Annotated in this window: 17 protein-coding genes; 13 read left to right on the forward strand and 4 right to left on the reverse strand. The window is 69.3% G+C overall.

Annotated elements, in window-relative coordinates; genetic code table 11:
* Positions 1–10 precede the first annotated feature (10 nt).
* Positions 11–1,108: an Atu2307/SP_0267 family LLM class monooxygenase gene (locus M3M28_RS01665; protein ID WP_249387129.1), complete on the forward strand. Its 1,098-nt coding sequence runs from the start codon at positions 11–13 to the stop codon at positions 1,106–1,108.
* Here the strand turns inward: M3M28_RS01665 and M3M28_RS01670 are convergent.
* Both M3M28_RS01670 and lhgO read right to left on the reverse strand, forming a co-directional pair.
* Entirely contained in the window at positions 1,074–1,787 is a 714-nt protein-coding gene (locus M3M28_RS01670; protein WP_249387130.1) for a Pr6Pr family membrane protein, read from the reverse strand. The two genes, M3M28_RS01665 and M3M28_RS01670, sit on opposite strands and share 35 nt — an antisense overlap.
* Before the next feature lie 31 nt (positions 1,788–1,818).
* Positions 1,819–3,048 (reverse strand): L-2-hydroxyglutarate oxidase, encoded by a 1,230-nt coding sequence (gene lhgO / locus M3M28_RS01675; protein WP_249387131.1) that lies wholly within the window; start codon positions 3,046–3,048, stop codon positions 1,819–1,821.
* Positions 3,049–3,098: 50 nt separating this feature from the next.
* Here lhgO and M3M28_RS01680 point away from each other — a divergent pair, with 50 nt between their 5' ends.
* Positions 3,099–3,809 (forward strand): GntR family transcriptional regulator, encoded by a 711-nt coding sequence (locus M3M28_RS01680; RefSeq protein ID WP_249387132.1) that lies wholly within the window; start codon positions 3,099–3,101, stop codon positions 3,807–3,809.
* A 76-nt stretch (positions 3,810–3,885) separates the two neighbouring features.
* Here M3M28_RS01680 and M3M28_RS01685 read toward each other — a convergent pair whose 3' ends face one another.
* Together M3M28_RS01685 and M3M28_RS01690 are read right to left on the reverse strand one after the other, a co-directional pair.
* Entirely contained in the window at positions 3,886–4,620 is a 735-nt protein-coding gene (locus M3M28_RS01685; protein WP_249387133.1) for an SDR family NAD(P)-dependent oxidoreductase, read from the reverse strand.
* A 2-nt stretch (positions 4,621–4,622) separates the two neighbouring features.
* Positions 4,623–5,387 carry an SDR family NAD(P)-dependent oxidoreductase gene (locus M3M28_RS01690; RefSeq protein WP_249387134.1) on the reverse strand — a complete coding sequence of 255 codons (765 nt, stop codon included), beginning with the start codon at positions 5,385–5,387 and terminating at the stop codon, positions 4,623–4,625.
* Positions 5,388–5,551: 164 nt separating this feature from the next.
* Between M3M28_RS01690 and M3M28_RS01695 the strand changes: the two genes are divergently transcribed.
* The 11 genes from M3M28_RS01695 to M3M28_RS01745 all read left to right on the forward strand — a co-directional run bounded on the left by M3M28_RS01695 (position 5,552) and on the right by M3M28_RS01745 (position 16,530).
* Positions 5,552–6,220, forward strand: coding sequence for a GntR family transcriptional regulator (locus M3M28_RS01695; RefSeq protein ID WP_249387135.1), 669 nt, complete (start codon positions 5,552–5,554; stop codon positions 6,218–6,220).
* Between the two features lie 132 nt (positions 6,221–6,352).
* Positions 6,353–7,552, forward strand: coding sequence for an iron-containing alcohol dehydrogenase (locus M3M28_RS01700; protein ID WP_249387136.1), 1,200 nt, complete (start codon positions 6,353–6,355; stop codon positions 7,550–7,552).
* A gap of 20 nt (positions 7,553–7,572) precedes the next feature.
* Entirely contained in the window at positions 7,573–9,024 is a 1,452-nt protein-coding gene (locus M3M28_RS01705) for an aldehyde dehydrogenase family protein (protein WP_249387137.1), read from the forward strand.
* Positions 9,025–9,035: 11 nt separating this feature from the next.
* Positions 9,036–9,788 (forward strand): SDR family NAD(P)-dependent oxidoreductase, encoded by a 753-nt coding sequence (locus M3M28_RS01710; RefSeq protein ID WP_249387138.1) that lies wholly within the window; start codon positions 9,036–9,038, stop codon positions 9,786–9,788.
* 61 nt (positions 9,789–9,849) lie between these two features.
* Positions 9,850–11,118, forward strand: a complete 1,269-nt coding sequence (locus M3M28_RS01715) for an ABC transporter substrate-binding protein (protein ID WP_249387139.1) — start codon at positions 9,850–9,852, stop codon at positions 11,116–11,118.
* A 13-nt stretch (positions 11,119–11,131) separates the two neighbouring features.
* The gene (locus M3M28_RS01720; protein ID WP_249387140.1) at positions 11,132–12,019 is read left to right on the forward strand and encodes a branched-chain amino acid ABC transporter permease; all 888 of its coding nucleotides are present in this window, start codon (positions 11,132–11,134) and stop codon (positions 12,017–12,019) included.
* Positions 12,019–13,002 (forward strand): branched-chain amino acid ABC transporter permease, encoded by a 984-nt coding sequence (locus M3M28_RS01725; RefSeq protein WP_249387141.1) that lies wholly within the window; start codon positions 12,019–12,021, stop codon positions 13,000–13,002. Before M3M28_RS01720 ends, M3M28_RS01725 begins: the two co-directional genes overlap by 1 nt.
* A gap of 2 nt (positions 13,003–13,004) precedes the next feature.
* Positions 13,005–13,796, forward strand: a complete 792-nt coding sequence (locus M3M28_RS01730; RefSeq protein ID WP_249387142.1) for an ABC transporter ATP-binding protein — start codon at positions 13,005–13,007, stop codon at positions 13,794–13,796.
* The gene (locus M3M28_RS01735; RefSeq protein ID WP_249387143.1) at positions 13,789–14,493 is read left to right on the forward strand and encodes an ABC transporter ATP-binding protein; all 705 of its coding nucleotides are present in this window, start codon (positions 13,789–13,791) and stop codon (positions 14,491–14,493) included. Before M3M28_RS01730 ends, M3M28_RS01735 begins: the two co-directional genes overlap by 8 nt.
* Positions 14,483–15,520 carry a zinc-dependent alcohol dehydrogenase gene (locus M3M28_RS01740; protein ID WP_249387144.1) on the forward strand — a complete coding sequence of 346 codons (1,038 nt, stop codon included), beginning with the start codon at positions 14,483–14,485 and terminating at the stop codon, positions 15,518–15,520. The genes M3M28_RS01735 and M3M28_RS01740 overlap by 11 nt, the downstream gene beginning before the upstream one ends.
* A 35-nt stretch (positions 15,521–15,555) precedes the next feature.
* Positions 15,556–16,530, forward strand: coding sequence for an ornithine cyclodeaminase family protein (locus tag M3M28_RS01745; RefSeq protein WP_249387145.1), 975 nt, complete (start codon positions 15,556–15,558; stop codon positions 16,528–16,530).

Here is a 16,530-nt window from a genome sequence, read left to right on the forward strand (position 1 = left end):
GGAGTGAGCGATGACCGACCAGACCAGCGCGGCGGAGATCCCGGCCGAGGTAGACCCCAACGCCCTCGTGTTCGGCATCAACACGTTCGGCGACCTCACGCAGCGCGCCGACGGCGAGCTGAACAGCCACGCGCAGACCATCCGCGAGATCGTCGAGCAGGGCGTGTTTGCCGAGCAGGTTGGCATCGACCTCATCGGCATCGGCGAGCACCACCGCGACGACTTCGCCGTGTCGTCGCCCGAAATGGTGCTCGCGGCGATCGCGGCGCAGACCGAGCGCATCCGCCTCGGCTCGGCCGTGACCGTGCTCAGCTCGGACGACCCCGTGCGCCTCTACGAGCGCTGGTCGACCCTCGACGCGCTCTCGCAGCGCCGCGCCGAGATCATGATCGGCCGCGGCTCGTTCACCGAGTCCTTCCCGCTGTTCGGCTTCGAGATGCAGGACTACGAGCGCCTCTTCGAAGAGAAGGCGCAGCTCTGGTCGCAGCTCGCGGCCGGCGGCCCCGTCACCTGGACGGGCTCGGTGCGCAAGCCCCTCACCGATGTCTCGGTGTACCCGCCGGTCGAGCCGCAGGCCGACGGCACCCCGGGCGTTCTGCCGACGGCCGTCGCGGTCGGTGGCTCGCCCGAGTCGGTCATCCGCGCCGCGCACTACGACTTCCCGCTCATGCTCGCGATCATCGGCGGCGGCGTGAGCCGCTTCGCCCCGTTTGCGAACCTCTACCGCCAGGCGCAGGCGAAGTTCGGCCACGAGACCGCCACGATCGGCTACCACTCGCCCGGCCACATCGCCGCGACCGATGCCGAGGCGAAGGAGCAGCTCTACGAGTTCTGGCAGGCGAACACGACGCGCATCGGGCGCGAGCGCGGCTGGCCGGCCGCGACGCGCGAGCAGTTCGAGGCGGGCATCGAAGGTGACGGCGCCCTGCACGTCGGCAGCCCCGACACCGTCGCGCGCAAGATCGCCTTCGGCATGCGCTCGCTCGGTGCCCAGCGCTTCGACCTCAAGTACCAGTCGGGCCAGATGCCCCACGAATACGCGATGTCGTCGCTGAAGCTCTACGGCGAAGAGGTCATTCCCCGCGTGCGCGAACTGCTGGCCGACTAGCGAGCCGCACCCGCAGCAGGCCGAGCACGTGCAGCACGACGGCGACGGCGAGGAACGCGACGAACACCTGCGCCGTCGTCGCGATCACCGAGCCCCAGCCGCCCGAGCCGGTCGGGTCGAGAAAGCCGTACGGGTACCAGCCGACGATGCCGCCGCGCACCCACGTGTACACGAGGTAGAGCAGCGGATAGACGAGCCAGGCGAGCGGCCGACCCCACGAGGCGCGGCGCGTCTGCGTGATGACGAGCCAGCCGACAACGCCGAGCACGGGCGTGATGCGGTGCAGCAGGATGTTCGACCACTCGAGATCCCAGCGCGCGAGCGCGCCCGGCTCGGCGACGAGAATCGCGTAGATGAGGCCGGTCATCACCATGTAGAACGCGGCTGCACCCCGCAGGTCGTCCCACCACAGTGGCAGGCGCGCGCGGGCCCGCAGCCCGCCGACGATGAGCACGACGCCGAAGAGCAGGTTCGAGATGTTCGTGAACTGCGACATCGACTCGATCAGCGTCGACTCGACCATGCCGTTCGCGGCGCGGTAGAAGTTCCGGGCGACGCCGGCGAGCGCCGCGAGGCCGAGCGCGAGGCGCAGGATGCGCACCCAAGCTCGGTCTGGATGCACGGCACGGTTCGTGCGTGCGAAGCGGTTGACCGCGGGCAACGTCGTCGTTCTCCCCATACGGGGAACGCTAGTCGACGCCGGGCGGCGCCTACGCCGCGCGCGCCGTGCCGAGCTCGTAGCGCTCGGCGAGTTCGTCGACGAGGTACTCGGCGATCGCCATCGACGAGGTCGCGCCGGGCGAGGGGGCGTTGCGTAGGAACATCGCGCCGCCGCTCTGCTGAATCACGAAGTCGTCGACCATCTTGCCCTGGCGGTCGACCGCCTGGGCGCGCACGCCGCGGGGCGCCCGCTTGCCCTTCGCACCCTCGAGCTGCGGCACGAACTTCGCGGCGCCCTCGACGAAGCGGTCCATCGAGATCACGCCGCCGAGCTCGCGTAGCGCGGCGCCGGCGTTCTGCGATGCGAACTTCCAGAACCCCGCATCCTTCGCGATCGCGAGCGAGTCGCGAAGGCTGAACGGGAAGCCCTGGTACTGCTCGCGCGCGAACGAGAGGAACGCGTTCGGGCCGATCATGAGTTCGCCGTCGATGCGACGCGTGATGTGCACGCCGAGGAACGGATACGCGGGGTCGGGCACCGGGTAGATGAGCCCGTTCACGACGTCGGCGTGCTTGTGCTCGAGGATGAAGTACTGGCCGAAGAAGGGCAGGATGCTCGGGTCGGCCCCGGCGCCCGAGGCGCGGGCGAGTCGGTCGGACTGCAGGCCGCCGCAGACAATCGCGTGGTCGAACACCTCGGCACTCGTCGTGCTGATCACGGTGACGAGCCCGTTCGCGCTCTGTACCCGCTCGACCTCGGTGCTGAGGCGGATCTCGCCGCCGTCGCGCTCGAAGTCGGCGACGAGCGCCATCGTCAGCCCGGTGTAGTCGATGATCGCGGTGTGCGGCGAGTGCACGGCGGCCTCACCGACGACGTTCGGCTCGAGCTCGCGCAGGCGCCCTGCGTCGATGAGCGCGACGTCGGGCACGCCGTTCGCGGTCGCCTTCTTGTGGATCTCGGCGAGGCGCTCGCGCTCGACCTCGTTCTGGGCGACGACGACCTTGCCGCACTCGTCGATTGCGACGTCGTTCTCGACGGCGAAGTTCGTGATGAGGTCGACGCCGCGGCGGCACAGCCGGGCCTTGAGGCTGCCGGGCTGGTAGTAGAGGCCAGCGTGCACGACGCCCGAGTTGTGGCCGGTCTGGTGGCCCGCGACGTGGTCTTCCTTCTCGAAGAGCACGACGTGCGACTGCGGGTAGCGCTGCTTGAGCTCGCGGGCGACGGCGGCACCGATGATGCCGGCGCCGATGACAGCGATACGGGTGGTTGGGGTGGTCATAGGGGGAGCCCCTTTCTGAGAGACGTTGTGGAGAATGAGAGACTGTCGGCATGGCGACGGTGAATGATCGAGGCCCGACACTGAGCGAGCGTGCCGTGGAGCAGCTGCGACGGGCGATTGTCCTCGGCGAGCTCGAGGCGGGGGAGCGGTACTCGGCAACTGAACTCGGCGAGCGTTTCGGCATGTCGCGCACGCCCATCCGCGAGGCCACGCAGGAGCTCGCGCGCCTCGGCCTCGTGTCGGTCGAGCGCAACCGGGGCATCCGCGTGCTGCCGACCAGTCTTGAGGCATTCGTTGAGGGGTTCGAAGTGCGGCTCATGCTCGAGCTGCCGCTCGCGCGCCGCGCGGCGAGTGCGGCGACGCCCGAGCAGCGCGCCGAGATTGCCGCGCAGTTCGCGCGCTTCGTCGAGGTCGCCGAATCGGGCGACGTCGACGCGACGTTGCGCTGCGACCGCGACTTTCACCGGGGCCTGCTCGAGGTTGCCGGCAATGTGCGCGCCGTCGAGGTGCTCACCGAGCAGCGAAACATGGTGCTGAAGACCGGCGTCGGCACGGTGCCGCACATGCGCAGCACGGTCGAGTGCGCCGAGGATCACCGCGCGATCGTCGACGCGGTCGTGGCGGGCGACGGCGAGGCCGCGGGCGCGGCGATGCGCGCGCACATCCTCAACACCGCCGAGCTGCTGCTGCGACAGGAGTCGGCGAGCCGCGCCGACTTCGGCACTCCGGATGCGCTGGTCGCGCTCGAGCGGCTGGTCTAGTCCGCGCATCCTCGCCCTCCTCGCAAGTTGCATGTAACTCTTGCAGTGTTGCATGCAACTCACGATGGTGCAAGCGTTACGCCATGTAGAGGCCGCCGTTGATGTCGAGCTGCACGCCCGTGATGAAGGAGGAGTCGGGGGAGAGTAGGAACGCGACCGCGCGGGCGACCTCCTCGGGCTCGCCGTGGCGGCCGAGCGGCGTGCCCGCGGCCCACTCATCGCCGTGCTTCGACACCGAGTCGTTGGTCATGCGGGTGCGGATGATGCCCGGCGCCACGGCGTTTGCGCGGATGCCGCGTGAGCCGAGCTCGAGCGCGAGCGTGCGGGTGAACGCGACGATCGCGCCCTTCGACGCGGCGTAATGGGCGTGGCCCCGCGAGCCGCGCTCGCCGGCGACCGAGGCGAACGTCACGATTGCCGCGTTGTCGTTGAGCACCGGCAGCAGCTTGCTCGTGAGCGCGAACACCGCGTCGAGGTTGATCGACAGCGTCTGCCGCCACTGCGCGAAGCTGAGCTCGGCGAGGGGTGCCTCGAGGTAGATGCCCGCGGCGGGCGCGAAGCCGTCGACCCCGCCGAGCGACTCGGCCGCCGTGACGATGCGCGCCTGCACCTCGTCGTCGGTGCCGTCGCCCGCGACATGCACGACCTCGGCGGATGCGGCGAGCTCGGCCGGCAGCGCGGCGAGCGCGTCGGGGGAGAGGTCGTGCAGCACGAGCCGCGCACCCTCGGCCCGCAGCAGGAGCGCGAGGGCCGAGCCGATGCCGCCCGCGGCGCCGGTGATGACGACGGTTTTGTCGGTGAAGCGTGCCACGCTTACGCCTCCTCGTACCACTCGCCAGCGACGGTCATCGCGGCGTCGACCATGAGGTTGTGGCCACTGATGTAGCTCGCCTCGGCGCCGAGCAGGAAGACGATGGGCGCCGCGATTTCGGCCGGGTCAGCGAAGCGCCGCATCGGGATGCGCCGGCTGATGCGCTCGGTGTTGAGGCGCCCCTCGGCCTCGAGCTTGCGGTTGAACGGGGTGTCGACGTAGCCCGGTCCGACCGAGTTCGCCCGGATGCCGTCGCGCGCCCACTCGACCGCGATGGTCTTCGTGAACCCATCGATGCCGTGCTTCACTGCGTTGTAGCTCGCGCGCTGGGGCATGCCCACCTTGCTCGCGACCGAGGTGAGGTTAACGATCGCGCCCCGGCCAGCACACAGCAGCGGATAGGCGGCGCGGGAGGCGCGCATCGTGCCGTCAAGGTGCACGCTGATGAGGAAGCTCCAGTCCTCGTCGCTGAGCTCGGCGGTGGGGCGGGGCCGGGCGACGCCCGCGCTGTTCACGAGGCCGTGCAGCACGCCCTCGGTCGTCGCGATGTCGGCAAACGCCGCATCGACGCTCTCGCGCGAGGTCACGTCGACGACGATGCCCCGCGCGCTGTCGCCGAGCTGTGCGACCGCCTCGTCCAGGGTGGATTGGTTCAGGTCGAGCAGCACCACGCGGCGCGCGGGGTCGCGCAGCCAGTGCGTCGCGGTGGCAAAGCCGATGCCGCTGGCGCCGCCGGTAATAGCGAGAATCTGGTCGGGCTCGGTCACAGAGCACTCCTTCGTGCGGGTAGTCGAGGTTCTGCCCGAAACCCTACTCCGAAATTGCGAATTGGATCCAAACTGGCGAATGCCGACCTCATGCTGGATGCAATTCCGCGGCACTCGCGACATGATGAATGCGAAGATTGCCTGCACCAGAGAGGGAGCGACGTGTGAGGACCAGCGACACCAGCGGTAGCGAGGGCATCACCGACGCGCTACGCACGCTCATTCTCACGGGCGAGCTCGCACCGGGGGAGCGCATCCGGCAGGAGGAACTCGCCGAGCGCTTCGAGACCAGCCGCATGCCGGTGCGCGTCGCGCTCAAGCAGCTCGAGGCGGAGGAGCTCGTGCTGCTCCGGCCCAACGCGGGTGCCTGGGTGAGCAGCATCGACCCCGAGGACTTCGTGCAGACGTACCAGCTGCGCGAGGTGCTCGAGCCCTTCGCGATCCGTGCCAGCTTGCCGAAGTTGACCAATGACCACCGCGAGCGCATCCACGAGTTGGCGGCGGCCACGGCCGAGGTGACGGGTCGCTCGGATGTGGTGGAGGAGTTCACGCGGCGCGACCGTGAGTTCCACCTCGCGACCTTCGCCGGCGTGCGCGAGGAGTCGCTCTACGAGCGCGTCGTGCAGCTGTGGAACAAGACCCAGCGCTATCGCCGCATTACGGTGCCGCGCTTCACCGACGCCGACAACGTCGCAACGCACGCCGACCACCAGCTCATTTGCTACTACATCGACCACAACGATGCCGAGTCGCTCGGCGAGGTGCTGCGCCTGCACATTCGCCGCACGCGCATCCTCGGCGAGGCGAGCATCGAGGCACTCGGCGAGGGGTAGCTGGATCCAATCCGGTTGACGGTTGCGTGCAACTGTGGTTCGATCGGAAACTGTTGGATCCAATGATGGATCCCTGGGGCGCGCATCGCGTCCCCTGCGCAGTTCCCGCACCGAGCACAGAAAGAAGCGACGATGACGTCCGCACCCTGGTGGCCGAATCCGGTTTCCGACTCGATCTTCCTTGCCCCCGCCGCCGTCGTTGGCGGCGCCGGCAGCGCCCGACGCCTGCCCGAGACGCTCCGCAAGCACTCGAGCTACGAGGGCGGCACCGTCCTGCTCGCGATCGACGACGCGGTGGCTGGCGCCGGCCTCATCGACCCGATCGAAGCGGGCCTGCGCGAGGGCGGCATCGACGTGCTCGTGCGCGGTGGTTTCGGCGCCGAGCCCACGGCCGAGGTCGTCGATGAGGTCGCACAGGCTGCCCGCGACGCCGGGGCCACCGCAGTCATCGGGGTCGGCGGCGGCTCGGTGCTCGACTCGTCGAAGCTCATCGCGCTCATGCTGCGCCAGGGCGGCACGAGCGCCGACTGGGTCGGCCCCGTTGCCGACGAGCTCGCTCTCGCCCCGCTTGTGCTCGTGCCCACCACGGTCGGCACCGGATCCGAGGCGACGAACATCGCCATGGTCACGATCGACGGCGCCAAGCGCGCCTCGGTCTGCAGCAGCTACGTGCCCGAGGTTGCGGTGCTCGACCCCGAGCTCGTCAGCAGCCTGCCGAACAAGGTGATCGCGGCCACGGGCATGGACGCGCTCGCGCACGCCGTCGAGGCACTCATGTCGTCGAAGGCGTCGATGCTCTCGGCCCACGCCTCCTTCCACACCATGGAGCTGCTCGTCGCGAACCTCGAGGCCGCCTACAACGGCGACGCCGAGGCGCTCGCCCGCACCCAGTGGGCTTCGCACCTCGGCGGGCAGGCGCTCAACGCGGGCGTCGTCGTCGGGCACTCGATCGCCTACTCGTTCGCACACGTCACCCCAATGCCGCACGGCGTCTCGTGCGCCCTCGCGCTGCCGTACTGCATCGCGTATAACCAACACCTCGAGCCCCGCCTCGCCGAGCGCATCGCGCTCGCGCTCACGAACGGCGCGAGCACCTCGCTCCGCGACGCCGCCGACGCCGTGCAGCAGCTCGCGCGGCGCATGAGCCTGCCGACGACCCTCGGCGAGGCGCGCATCGAGGCCGATCAGGTCGACGAGCTCGCCCGCTACTGCAATGCCGAATACCAGCGGCCCACCAACCCCGAGGCGATGGACGAGCCGCGCCTGCGCGCGCTCTTCGCCGCCGTCGAAACCGGCGACCTCGACGCGGCCTTCGCCGCCACCGCCAACTGACCACCTGAGGAGCACCCCCAATGCAGTTTGGACACCTGAAGAACCTCATCGGCGGCGAGTTCGTCGACGCGAGCGCGGGCGGCACCCTCGAGGTGACGAACCCCGCCACCGCGGGCGACGTCGTCGGCAGCGTGCCGGCCATGACGGCCGACGAGCTGCCTGCCGTGTTCGAGGCGGCCCGCGCGGGCGCGGCCGAGTGGCGCCGCGCGAACGGCCTCACCCGCGGCGCCGTGCTGCTGCGCACCGCGGCGCTGATCCGCGAGCACGCGACCGAGCTGCGCGACCTCATCGTCGCCGAGCTCGGCAAGACCGTCGCCGACGCAACCGGCGAGGTCGGCAAGACCGCCGAGTTCTTCGAGTACTACGGCGGAATGGGGCGCGACGAGTTCGGCGGCCTCCTCGCCGACGGCCGCCCGAACACCTTCGCCGCGCGCGTGCAGGAGCCGCTCGGCGTCGTCGTGCTCGTCACGCCGTGGAACGACCCGCTGCTCACCCCGGCCCGCAAGCTCGGCCCGGCGCTCATCTCGGGCAACGCGGTCGTGATCAAACCCGCGTCGGCGACCCCGCTCATCCTGCTCAAGCTCGCCGCCCTCTTCCACGAGGCCGGCCTGCCCGCCGGCGTGCTCAACACCGTCACGGGTCGCGGCCGCGACCTCGGCGACGCGCTCTTCGACGACGACTCGATTCGCGCCGTGTCGTTCACCGGCTCGACCGCCGTCGGCCTCGAGCTGCAGCGCAAGCTCGCGGGCCGCGGCATCCGCGTGCAGACCGAGATGGGCGGCAAGAACGCCGCGGTCGTGCTCGCCGACGCCGACCTCGACCTCGCGATTCCGACCATCGCCGCGGGTGCCTACGGCCAGGCTGGCCAGCGCTGCACCGCGACGAGCCGTCTCATCGTGCAGCGCGAAGTCGCCGCCGAGGTGCGCGAGCGACTCGCCGACTACGTGCGCGGCATCAACGTCGCGCCGGGCACCGCCGAGGGCGTCGCGATGGGCCCCGTCGTCGACGAGGGCGCGCAGCAGGAGATTCGCGGCCATGTCGAGCGCGCGGTCGCCGAGGGCGCGACCGTCGTGGCCCGCACTGAGCTCACGGGCGCGGCCGCTGAGGCCGGTGCCTTCGTCGAGCCAACGCTGCTCGACGTCACGCGCGAGCACGATATCTGGCGCACCGAGGTGTTCGGCCCGGTCGTCGGGATGCTCGAGGTCGACAGCTTCGAGGAGGCGGTCGAGGCCGTGAATGACTCGAGCTACGGCCTCTCGGCCGCGATCTTTACGCAGAACCTCGGCTCTGCGATGCAGTTTGTCGCGCAGGTCGACACCGGCCAAGTGTCGGTCAACCAGCCCACGAGCGGCTGGGACATCCACCACCCCTTCGGCGGGTTCAAGGACTCGGGCTCGGGCTACAAGGAACAGGGCGAGGTCGCCCTCGAGTTCTACACCCGCACCAAGGCCGTTGCGATTCGCACGCACTAGAAAGCAGCAGCATGTCACTTCACGACCGTTTCTCGCTCGCGGGCAAGACCGCCCTCGTGACCGGCGGTAGTCGCGGGCTCGGCAAGGCGATGGCCCGTGGCCTCGTCGACGCCGGCGCGCGCGTCGTCGTCGTGGCGCGCTCGGCGGATGCGGTGGCCGCGACCGCCGACGAGCTCGGCGCGATCGGTATCGCGGCCGACGTCACCGCTGCCCCCGCGCAGCTGCTCGATGACGCCGAGGCCGCCCTCGGCGCGCCGCTCGACATCGTGCTCCACGCCGCCGGCGTGCAGCACCGCCAGGCCGCCGAGCACTTCGACCCCGAGCAGTGGGAGCGCCTGCTGCGCATCAACCTCACGGCGCCGTTCGCGCTGAGCCAGGAGCTCGGGCGCCGCCAGCTCGAGCGCGGCGCGGGCGGCTCGCACATCTTCATCGGCTCGCTCACGAGCACGATCTCGATGCCGCAGATCTCGGCATACACCGCGACAAAGTCCGGCGTCTATGGCGTCGCCCGCAGCCTCTCCTCTGAGTGGTCGGGCCGCGGTATCCGCGCGAACGCGATCGCGCCCGGCTACTTCCGGACCGAGCTCACCGAGGCCGTGTTCACCGACGAGCAGCGCTACGCAGAAATGCTCGCACGCATCCCGATGGGCCGCTTCGGCGACCCGGAGGAGCTCGCTGGCGCCGCCGTGTTCCTTGCTTCCGACGCCGCCTCGTATCTGACGGGGCAGCTCATCACCGTCGACGGCGGCTGGACCGCCGCCTAATCTGCACCCTTCCCCTCGCTCTGGCTCACCTCGGCCAGCTCCTCAGAACAACGGAGTTCAGATGAATCCACTGCATGCAAGTTTCGATCGGCGAAGCCTGTTCCGCTTCGGCGGCGCGGCCGCCGTCGCCGTCGCGGCGGGCAGCTCGCTCGCGGCCTGTTCGGCGCCCGGCACGACCGAGGAGGTGCTTCGCCTCGGCGTCATGATGCCGATGTCGGGCACGAATGCGCTCCTCGGCCAGGCCTCTTGGGAGGGCGTCGAGATGGCGGTCGCCGACCGCAACGAACGCGGCGGCGTCGCCGGCAAGCGCGTCGAAGTCGTACTCGCCGACGTGCCCGACGTCAACGCCGCGACCTCCGAGGCCCGCCGTCTCGTATTCAACAACAACATCAAGCTCGGCCTCGGCACCTACAGCTCGTCGCTGTCGACCGCGGCAAGCGAGGTCTTCGCCCGCACCGGCAACAGCTTCGTCGAGCTCGGCGCGGTCGCGGCCGGCATCACCGACCGCGGCTACCCGCGCGTCTACCGCATCAACCCGGCCTCGACGAAGCAGACCGAGCAGGCGCTGAAGTTCACCGCCGAAGTGCTCGCGCCGCAGCTCGGCAAGAAGCCGGCCGACCTCAAGCTCATGATGGTGCACGAGGACTCGAACTACGGCCAGTCGGTCACGGCGAGCGCCGACACGAACGCCGACGCGCTCGGCATGTCGTTCGCCGACCACGAGGCCTACTCGGCAAAGCAGACCGACCTCTCGTCGACCGTTGCGCGCATCAAGCAGGCCGTGCCCGACGTCATCCTTGCCGTGTCCTATGCCTCCGACGCCGTGCTGCTCGGCCGCCAGATGCGCGACGCCGGCGTCAAGGTTGGCGCGTTCATCGGCATCGGCGGCGGCTACACGCTGCAGGAGTTCGGGGATGCGCTCGGCTCGGCCGCCGAGGGCGTCTACGACTGCGACTTCCCGCAGCCGCGCCTCAGCCCGGACGCCGCGCCCGAGCTTGCGGGCTTCCTCGAGCGCTACGAGAAGAAGTACAACAAGTTCCCGAGCTCGGGCTACCCGCAGGGTAACTACGCGGGCACCTCGTACGTGCTCGACATCCTCGAGCTCACCGGCGGCAGCGACGACCCCGATGTCTTCCATGAGGCGGCCCTGAAGTACGAGGCGCCGAACAGCCAGAGCGTCAACACCTGGGGCTACAAGATGGGCCCGAACAACCAGAACGAGCGCTCCGAGGACTACATCATGCAGTGGCAGGACAACGAGCTCGTCACGGTGTTCCCGACCGAGGTCGCCGTCTCCGAGCCCAAGCACACCAGCCCGTTCGGACAGTGAGGTCAGCGAAGCCATGACATTCCTCATTCAAGCCCTCGTCGCCGGGCTCCTGCTCGGCGGGGTCTACGCGCTCGTCGCAGTCGGCCTCAACATCATCTTCGGCGTCGTGAAGATCACGAACTTCGCGCACGGTGAGCTCGTGATGATCGCGATGTACTTCACCTGGTTCCTCTACACCTCGTGGAGCGTCAACCCGTACGTGTCGCTGCTCATCGTCACGCCCATCATGTTCATCTCGGGCGTGCTGTTGCAGAAGTTCATCCTCGAACCGATGCAGGACTCCTCGGCGAACATGAAAATCTTCGTCACGCTCGGGCTCTCGGTGTTCCTGCAGAACTTCGCGCTGTTCCTCTTCGGCGGCCAGTTCCGCACCGTCACAGTGGGCTGGGCCGAGCAGTCGATCACGGTCGGCGGCGTCAGCGCCACCTACGGCCGCGTCATCGCCTTCGTCGTCGCGATCCTGCTTGTCGTCGCGCTGTTCTGGATGATGAAGCGCACGATGCTCGGCAAGGCGCTCGGCGCGATTGCCGAGGACCGCGACACGGCCCGGATGCTCGGCATCCCGGTCAAGCGCTACTACATGGTTGCGATGGGCCTCGGCGCCGCCCTCACCGGCATCGCCGGCGTGCTCATCATCCCGTTCCAGGCCGCGTACCCGCTCGTCGGCGCGCACTACACGCTCATGGCGTTCGTCGTCGTCGTGCTCGGCGGCCTCGGCAACATGACCGGCGCGCTCATCGGCGGTCTGTTCCTCGGCGTCATCGAAACCCTCACCGGAACGTACATCGACCCGGCGCTGCAACAGGTCGCAGTGTTCGCCGTCTTCATCGTCGTGCTGATCGTGCGCCCCCAGGGCATCTTCGGTGGCTCGGCCCGCAACGCAGAAGTGGGGCTCAAGTAATGTCGAACCGCAATATTCTCGGCCTGGGCATCGCCGGCCTCGTCGCGCTGCTGCTGCCCCTTGTCGTGCACGACCAGTACGTGCTCCACATCGCCGTCATCACCTTTATCTACGTCGGCGTCACCGTCGCGTGGAACCTCATGGCGATCGGCGGCACCCTCTCGCTCGGCCACGCCGCGTTCTTCGGCGTGGGCGCCTACACCGTCGCGATTCTCTACGTGAACCTCGGCGTCAACCCGTGGGTCGGCATCCTTGCCGCCATGGTCATGGCTGCCGCCGCGTCGATGGTGCTCGCGGTGCCGCTCCTGCGCCTGCGCGGGCCGTTCTTCACCCTCTCGTCGCTCGCGTTCGTCGAGGTGCTGCGCCTGCTCGCGATCTGGGCGGTGCCGCTCACGAACGGTTCGGTCGGCATCACGACCCCGCCCGACCAGGGCTTCGCCTTCATCTCCTTCGAGAATCGGCAGCCGTACTACTTCATCGTGCTCGCCATGGTGATTGTCGTCGTCGCGTTCTCGGTCTGGCTCTACAACTCGCGCATCGGCTATCACCTGCGCGCGATGAAGACCGACGAAGAGGCGATCCGTGCACTCGGCGTGCACACGAACGGCCTCAAGGTGGGCACGCTCGCCGTCTCGGCGGCGATCACCGGCGCGTTCGGCGCGTTTGCGGCCCTCTACCTGTTCGTGATCGAACCCGAAACCCAGTTCTCGATGACGCTCTACTCGGTGCAGCCGGCGCTGAACGGCATCATCGGTGGCATGGGCACGATCGTCGGCCCGATCATCGGTGCGGTGCTGATGACACCGCTCGGTGAATGGCTGCGCACCTCGTTCTCGGGTGTGCAGGGCCTCAACTTCATGATCTACGGCGTCGCGCTCATCGTCATCGTGCGCCTCATGCCCGGCGGCCTCGTCGACGGCTGGAAGAAGCTGCGCGGCTGGATGCGCCGGGGCGCGAACTCGAACAAGAAGGACGGTGAGTAGCAATGGCGAATGACACTCTGCTCAAGGTGAGCAACGTCAGCAAGCGCTTTGGCGGCGTGCAGGCGGTCAACGACGTCTCGCTCGAGCTCGGCAGCGACGAGATCATCGGCATCATCGGGCCGAACGGCGCGGGCAAGACCTCGTTCTTCAACCTCATCTCGGGGCTGTTCCCCGCGGACTCGGGCACGATCGAGTTCGACGGCAAGGACATCACGAAGACCGACCTGCCCACCCGCGCCCGCAGCGGCATCGGCCGCACGTTCCAGGTCGTGCGACCGTTCTCGGGCATGACCGTCGTCGAGAACGTCATGGTGCCGGTGCTGATCAACCATCCCCGCCCATCCGTCGCCCGAACTAAGGCGATGGAATTGCTCGACGACCTCGGCATCGCCGACATCGCCGAGCGGCCCACCGAGTCGCTCACCCTCGCGATGCGCAAGCGCGTCGAGGTGGCGAAGGCGCTCGGCACCGAGCCGAAGCTGCTGCTGCTCGACGAGGTGCTCGCCGGCCTGAACAGCCGCGAGGTCATCGAGGTGCTGCCGTTCGTCACGCGGGTGCGCGACCGCGGCGTCGCGATTCTCATGATCGAGCACATCGTCGCGGCAGTCATGGAGGTCTCCGACCAGATGATGGTGCTCAACAACGGCCAGGTGCTCGCCGCGGGCGACCCGCAGGACGTCATCACCGACCCAAAGGTGATCGAGGCGTACCTCGGCACGAAGCACACCGACGACACCATCGCGAGCAACATCATCTCGGAAGCCGAGCAGCGAGGGAGCCAATCCAATGCTTGAGGTTCAGCACATCAGCGCCTTCTACGGCGACGCCCAGGCCATCGAAGACGTGTCGTTGACGCTGCCCGACAGCGGCATCACCGCCTTCCTCGGCCCAAACGCGGCCGGCAAGTCGACGACGCTGCGGGTTATCTCGGGCCTGCTCAAGGCGGCGACCGGCAAGATCATCTTCAACGGTGAGGACATCACGAACGCGCCGGTGAAGCGCCGCGTCGAACTCGGCATCGTGCAGGTGCCCGAGGGGCGCAAGCTCTTCGGGTCGATGTCGGTCGAAGACAACCTGCTGCTCGGCGGCTTCGTCAGCCGCGGGGACGGCAACGCCCAGTCGCGGCTCGACGAGGTCTACCACCACTTCCCGCGTCTGCTCGAGCGGCGCAAGCAAGAGGCCGGGCTGCTCTCGGGCGGTGAGCAGCAGATGGTCGCCATCGGCCGCGGGCTCATGGCGAACCCGAAGGTGCTCATGATTGACGAGATGTCACTCGGCCTTGCCCCGGTGATCGTCGAGCAGATGTTCGCGCTCGTGCGCGAGATCGCGACTGCCGACATGACGGTGCTGCTGGTCGAGCAGCACGTGCAGAACGCGCTCGAGGTTTCCGAACACGGCACCATCATCGAGGGCGGGCAGTCGCGCCTCAGCGGCACAGCGCGCGAGTTGCTCGACAGCGACGTGGTGCGAGAGTCGTACTTTGGCAACTGAGCAGCTCGCGGCGCGGCTTCGCTCGCGCACGCCGTGGGATCTCGTGATCGACCGCGTGGCCGAGCCGAGCCCCGCGGCGGGCGAGGTGCGAATCCGCACCGAGGCCGTCGGACTCTGTGGCAGCGACGTGCACGCGGTGCGCGCCGATGCCGGCTACGAATGGGTGCCCGAGAACGTCGTGCTCGGGCACGAGGTGGTCGGGGTGGTGGATGCGGTGGGCGAGGGCGTCGACGCGGCGCTCGTCGGCCGCCGGGTCGTGCCGATCGCCATCGATGGCTGCGGCGACTGCGCTGTTTGCCGCGCCGGGCAGGCGAACCGCTGCCTCGAGCGCAACTGCATGGGCATGCACTTCGACGGCGGCCTCGCCGAGTCGTTCGTGTTCCCGGCCGGCCGCCTGCACGTGCTCACGGAGCAGTCGCTCGATGCCCGGCTTGCCGCGCTCATCGAGCCGACCGCCGTCGCGCATCAGGCGCTGCGGGGCATCGCGACCGTCTTCGACAGCAATGCGGCCGGGCTCGAGCCACTGCGGGGCATCGAGCTCTGCGTGAGCGGTCCCGGCGCCGTCGGCCTCCTCGCCGGTTGTGCCGCGCTCGTCGCTGGCGCGAACGTCACGATCAGCGGCCCACCCTCGGGCGCCGAGTCACGCATGGCCGCGGCGCTCGCGCTCGGCATGCGGGCTGATGCGTCCGGCCGCGAGTTCGACGCGTGGCTCGACGCCTCCGGCGCCGGCGCCGCCCTGCGCGGAGCGCTGCCACGCGTGCGCCGCGGCGGGGTCATCGGCGTGCCGGCGATATTCGCGGCCGAGGTCGCCCTCGACCTGAACGCGATCGTGCGTGGGCAACTCACGCTGCGCGGCTCCTACGCCTACACCCGCGAGGACTTCGCGGCGGCCGAGCGCATCGTGGGGGAGCGCGTCGATGCGCTCCGTGGCATCGTCGAAGAGTTCACCATTGCCGAGACCGAGACGGCGCTGCGCGCGGCGGCCGACGCGACCGTCGTGAAGCCGGTCGTCGTGTTCCCGGCATAGCTTCCCGGGAGGCTCCCGGGTGGAAGGAGACCATCGTGGTTCGTTTTCTCACTGAGGCCGACATCGACGGGCTCATCGATCAGCGCGACGCGCTCGAGGCGGTGACCGACGCGCTGCGCGACCAGGGTCGCGGCGACTCGGGCAACGCGCCCCGCACGCGCGCGAAGCTCGGCCCGCTCGTGCTCAATGTGCTCGGTGGCAGCGTCGCGAGCGCGAATGCGATCGGCGCGAAGGTCTACGTCACCGGCAACGGCGCCGCGAAGTTCTGGGGCCTGTTGTTCGACGACGAGGGCACGCTCACGACGCTCTACGAGGCCGACCGGCTCGGCCAGCTGCGCACCGGCGCCGCGAGCGGGATCTCGGCCCGCGAGCTCGCGCCCGGCGGCGCTGACACCGTCGCGATCGTTGGCACCGGGTACCAGGCGCAGACGCAAGCCGAGGCGGTGCTGCTCGCCCTCGGCGCGACGAAGCTGCACGTCTACGGCCGCAACGCCGAGCGCGCCGACGCCTTCGCCGCGCTGCTTGCCGAGCGCACGGGCGTGACCGCGAGCCGCTTCGACACCATCGACGAGGCGATCGCCGACGCCCAGGTCGTCATCACCATGACGAGCGCATACGACCCGGTGATCCTCCGCAGGCACATGTGGCCGGGCAAGCACTACATCTTCGCGGGCTCAAACAACGCCGCCAACGCCGAGGTCGAACCCGAGGCGATGCGTGAGATCGACCTGCTCGTGACTGACGATGTCGTGGCCGCGCAGCGCGAGGGCGGCACGCTCATCCGCGCAGCCGAGGCCGGGGCGATCGACTGGGCTGACGTGCGCGAGCTCGGCGAACTGCTCGCGCTCGGCGAGGTGCGCGGCGACGCGGATGCGATCACCGCCTTCGTCTCGCAGGGCGCCGGCTCATGGGACACGGCGCTCGCGGCCGTCGCCGCCACCCGGGCCGCCGAACGCGGCGTCGGCATCGAGCTGCCGATCGACGGAGCCCCCGCCCGCGATCGACGCTAG

Source organism: Gulosibacter sediminis, assembly GCF_023370115.1.
Classification (GTDB): Bacteria; Actinomycetota; Actinomycetes; order Actinomycetales; family Microbacteriaceae; genus Gulosibacter; species Gulosibacter sediminis_A.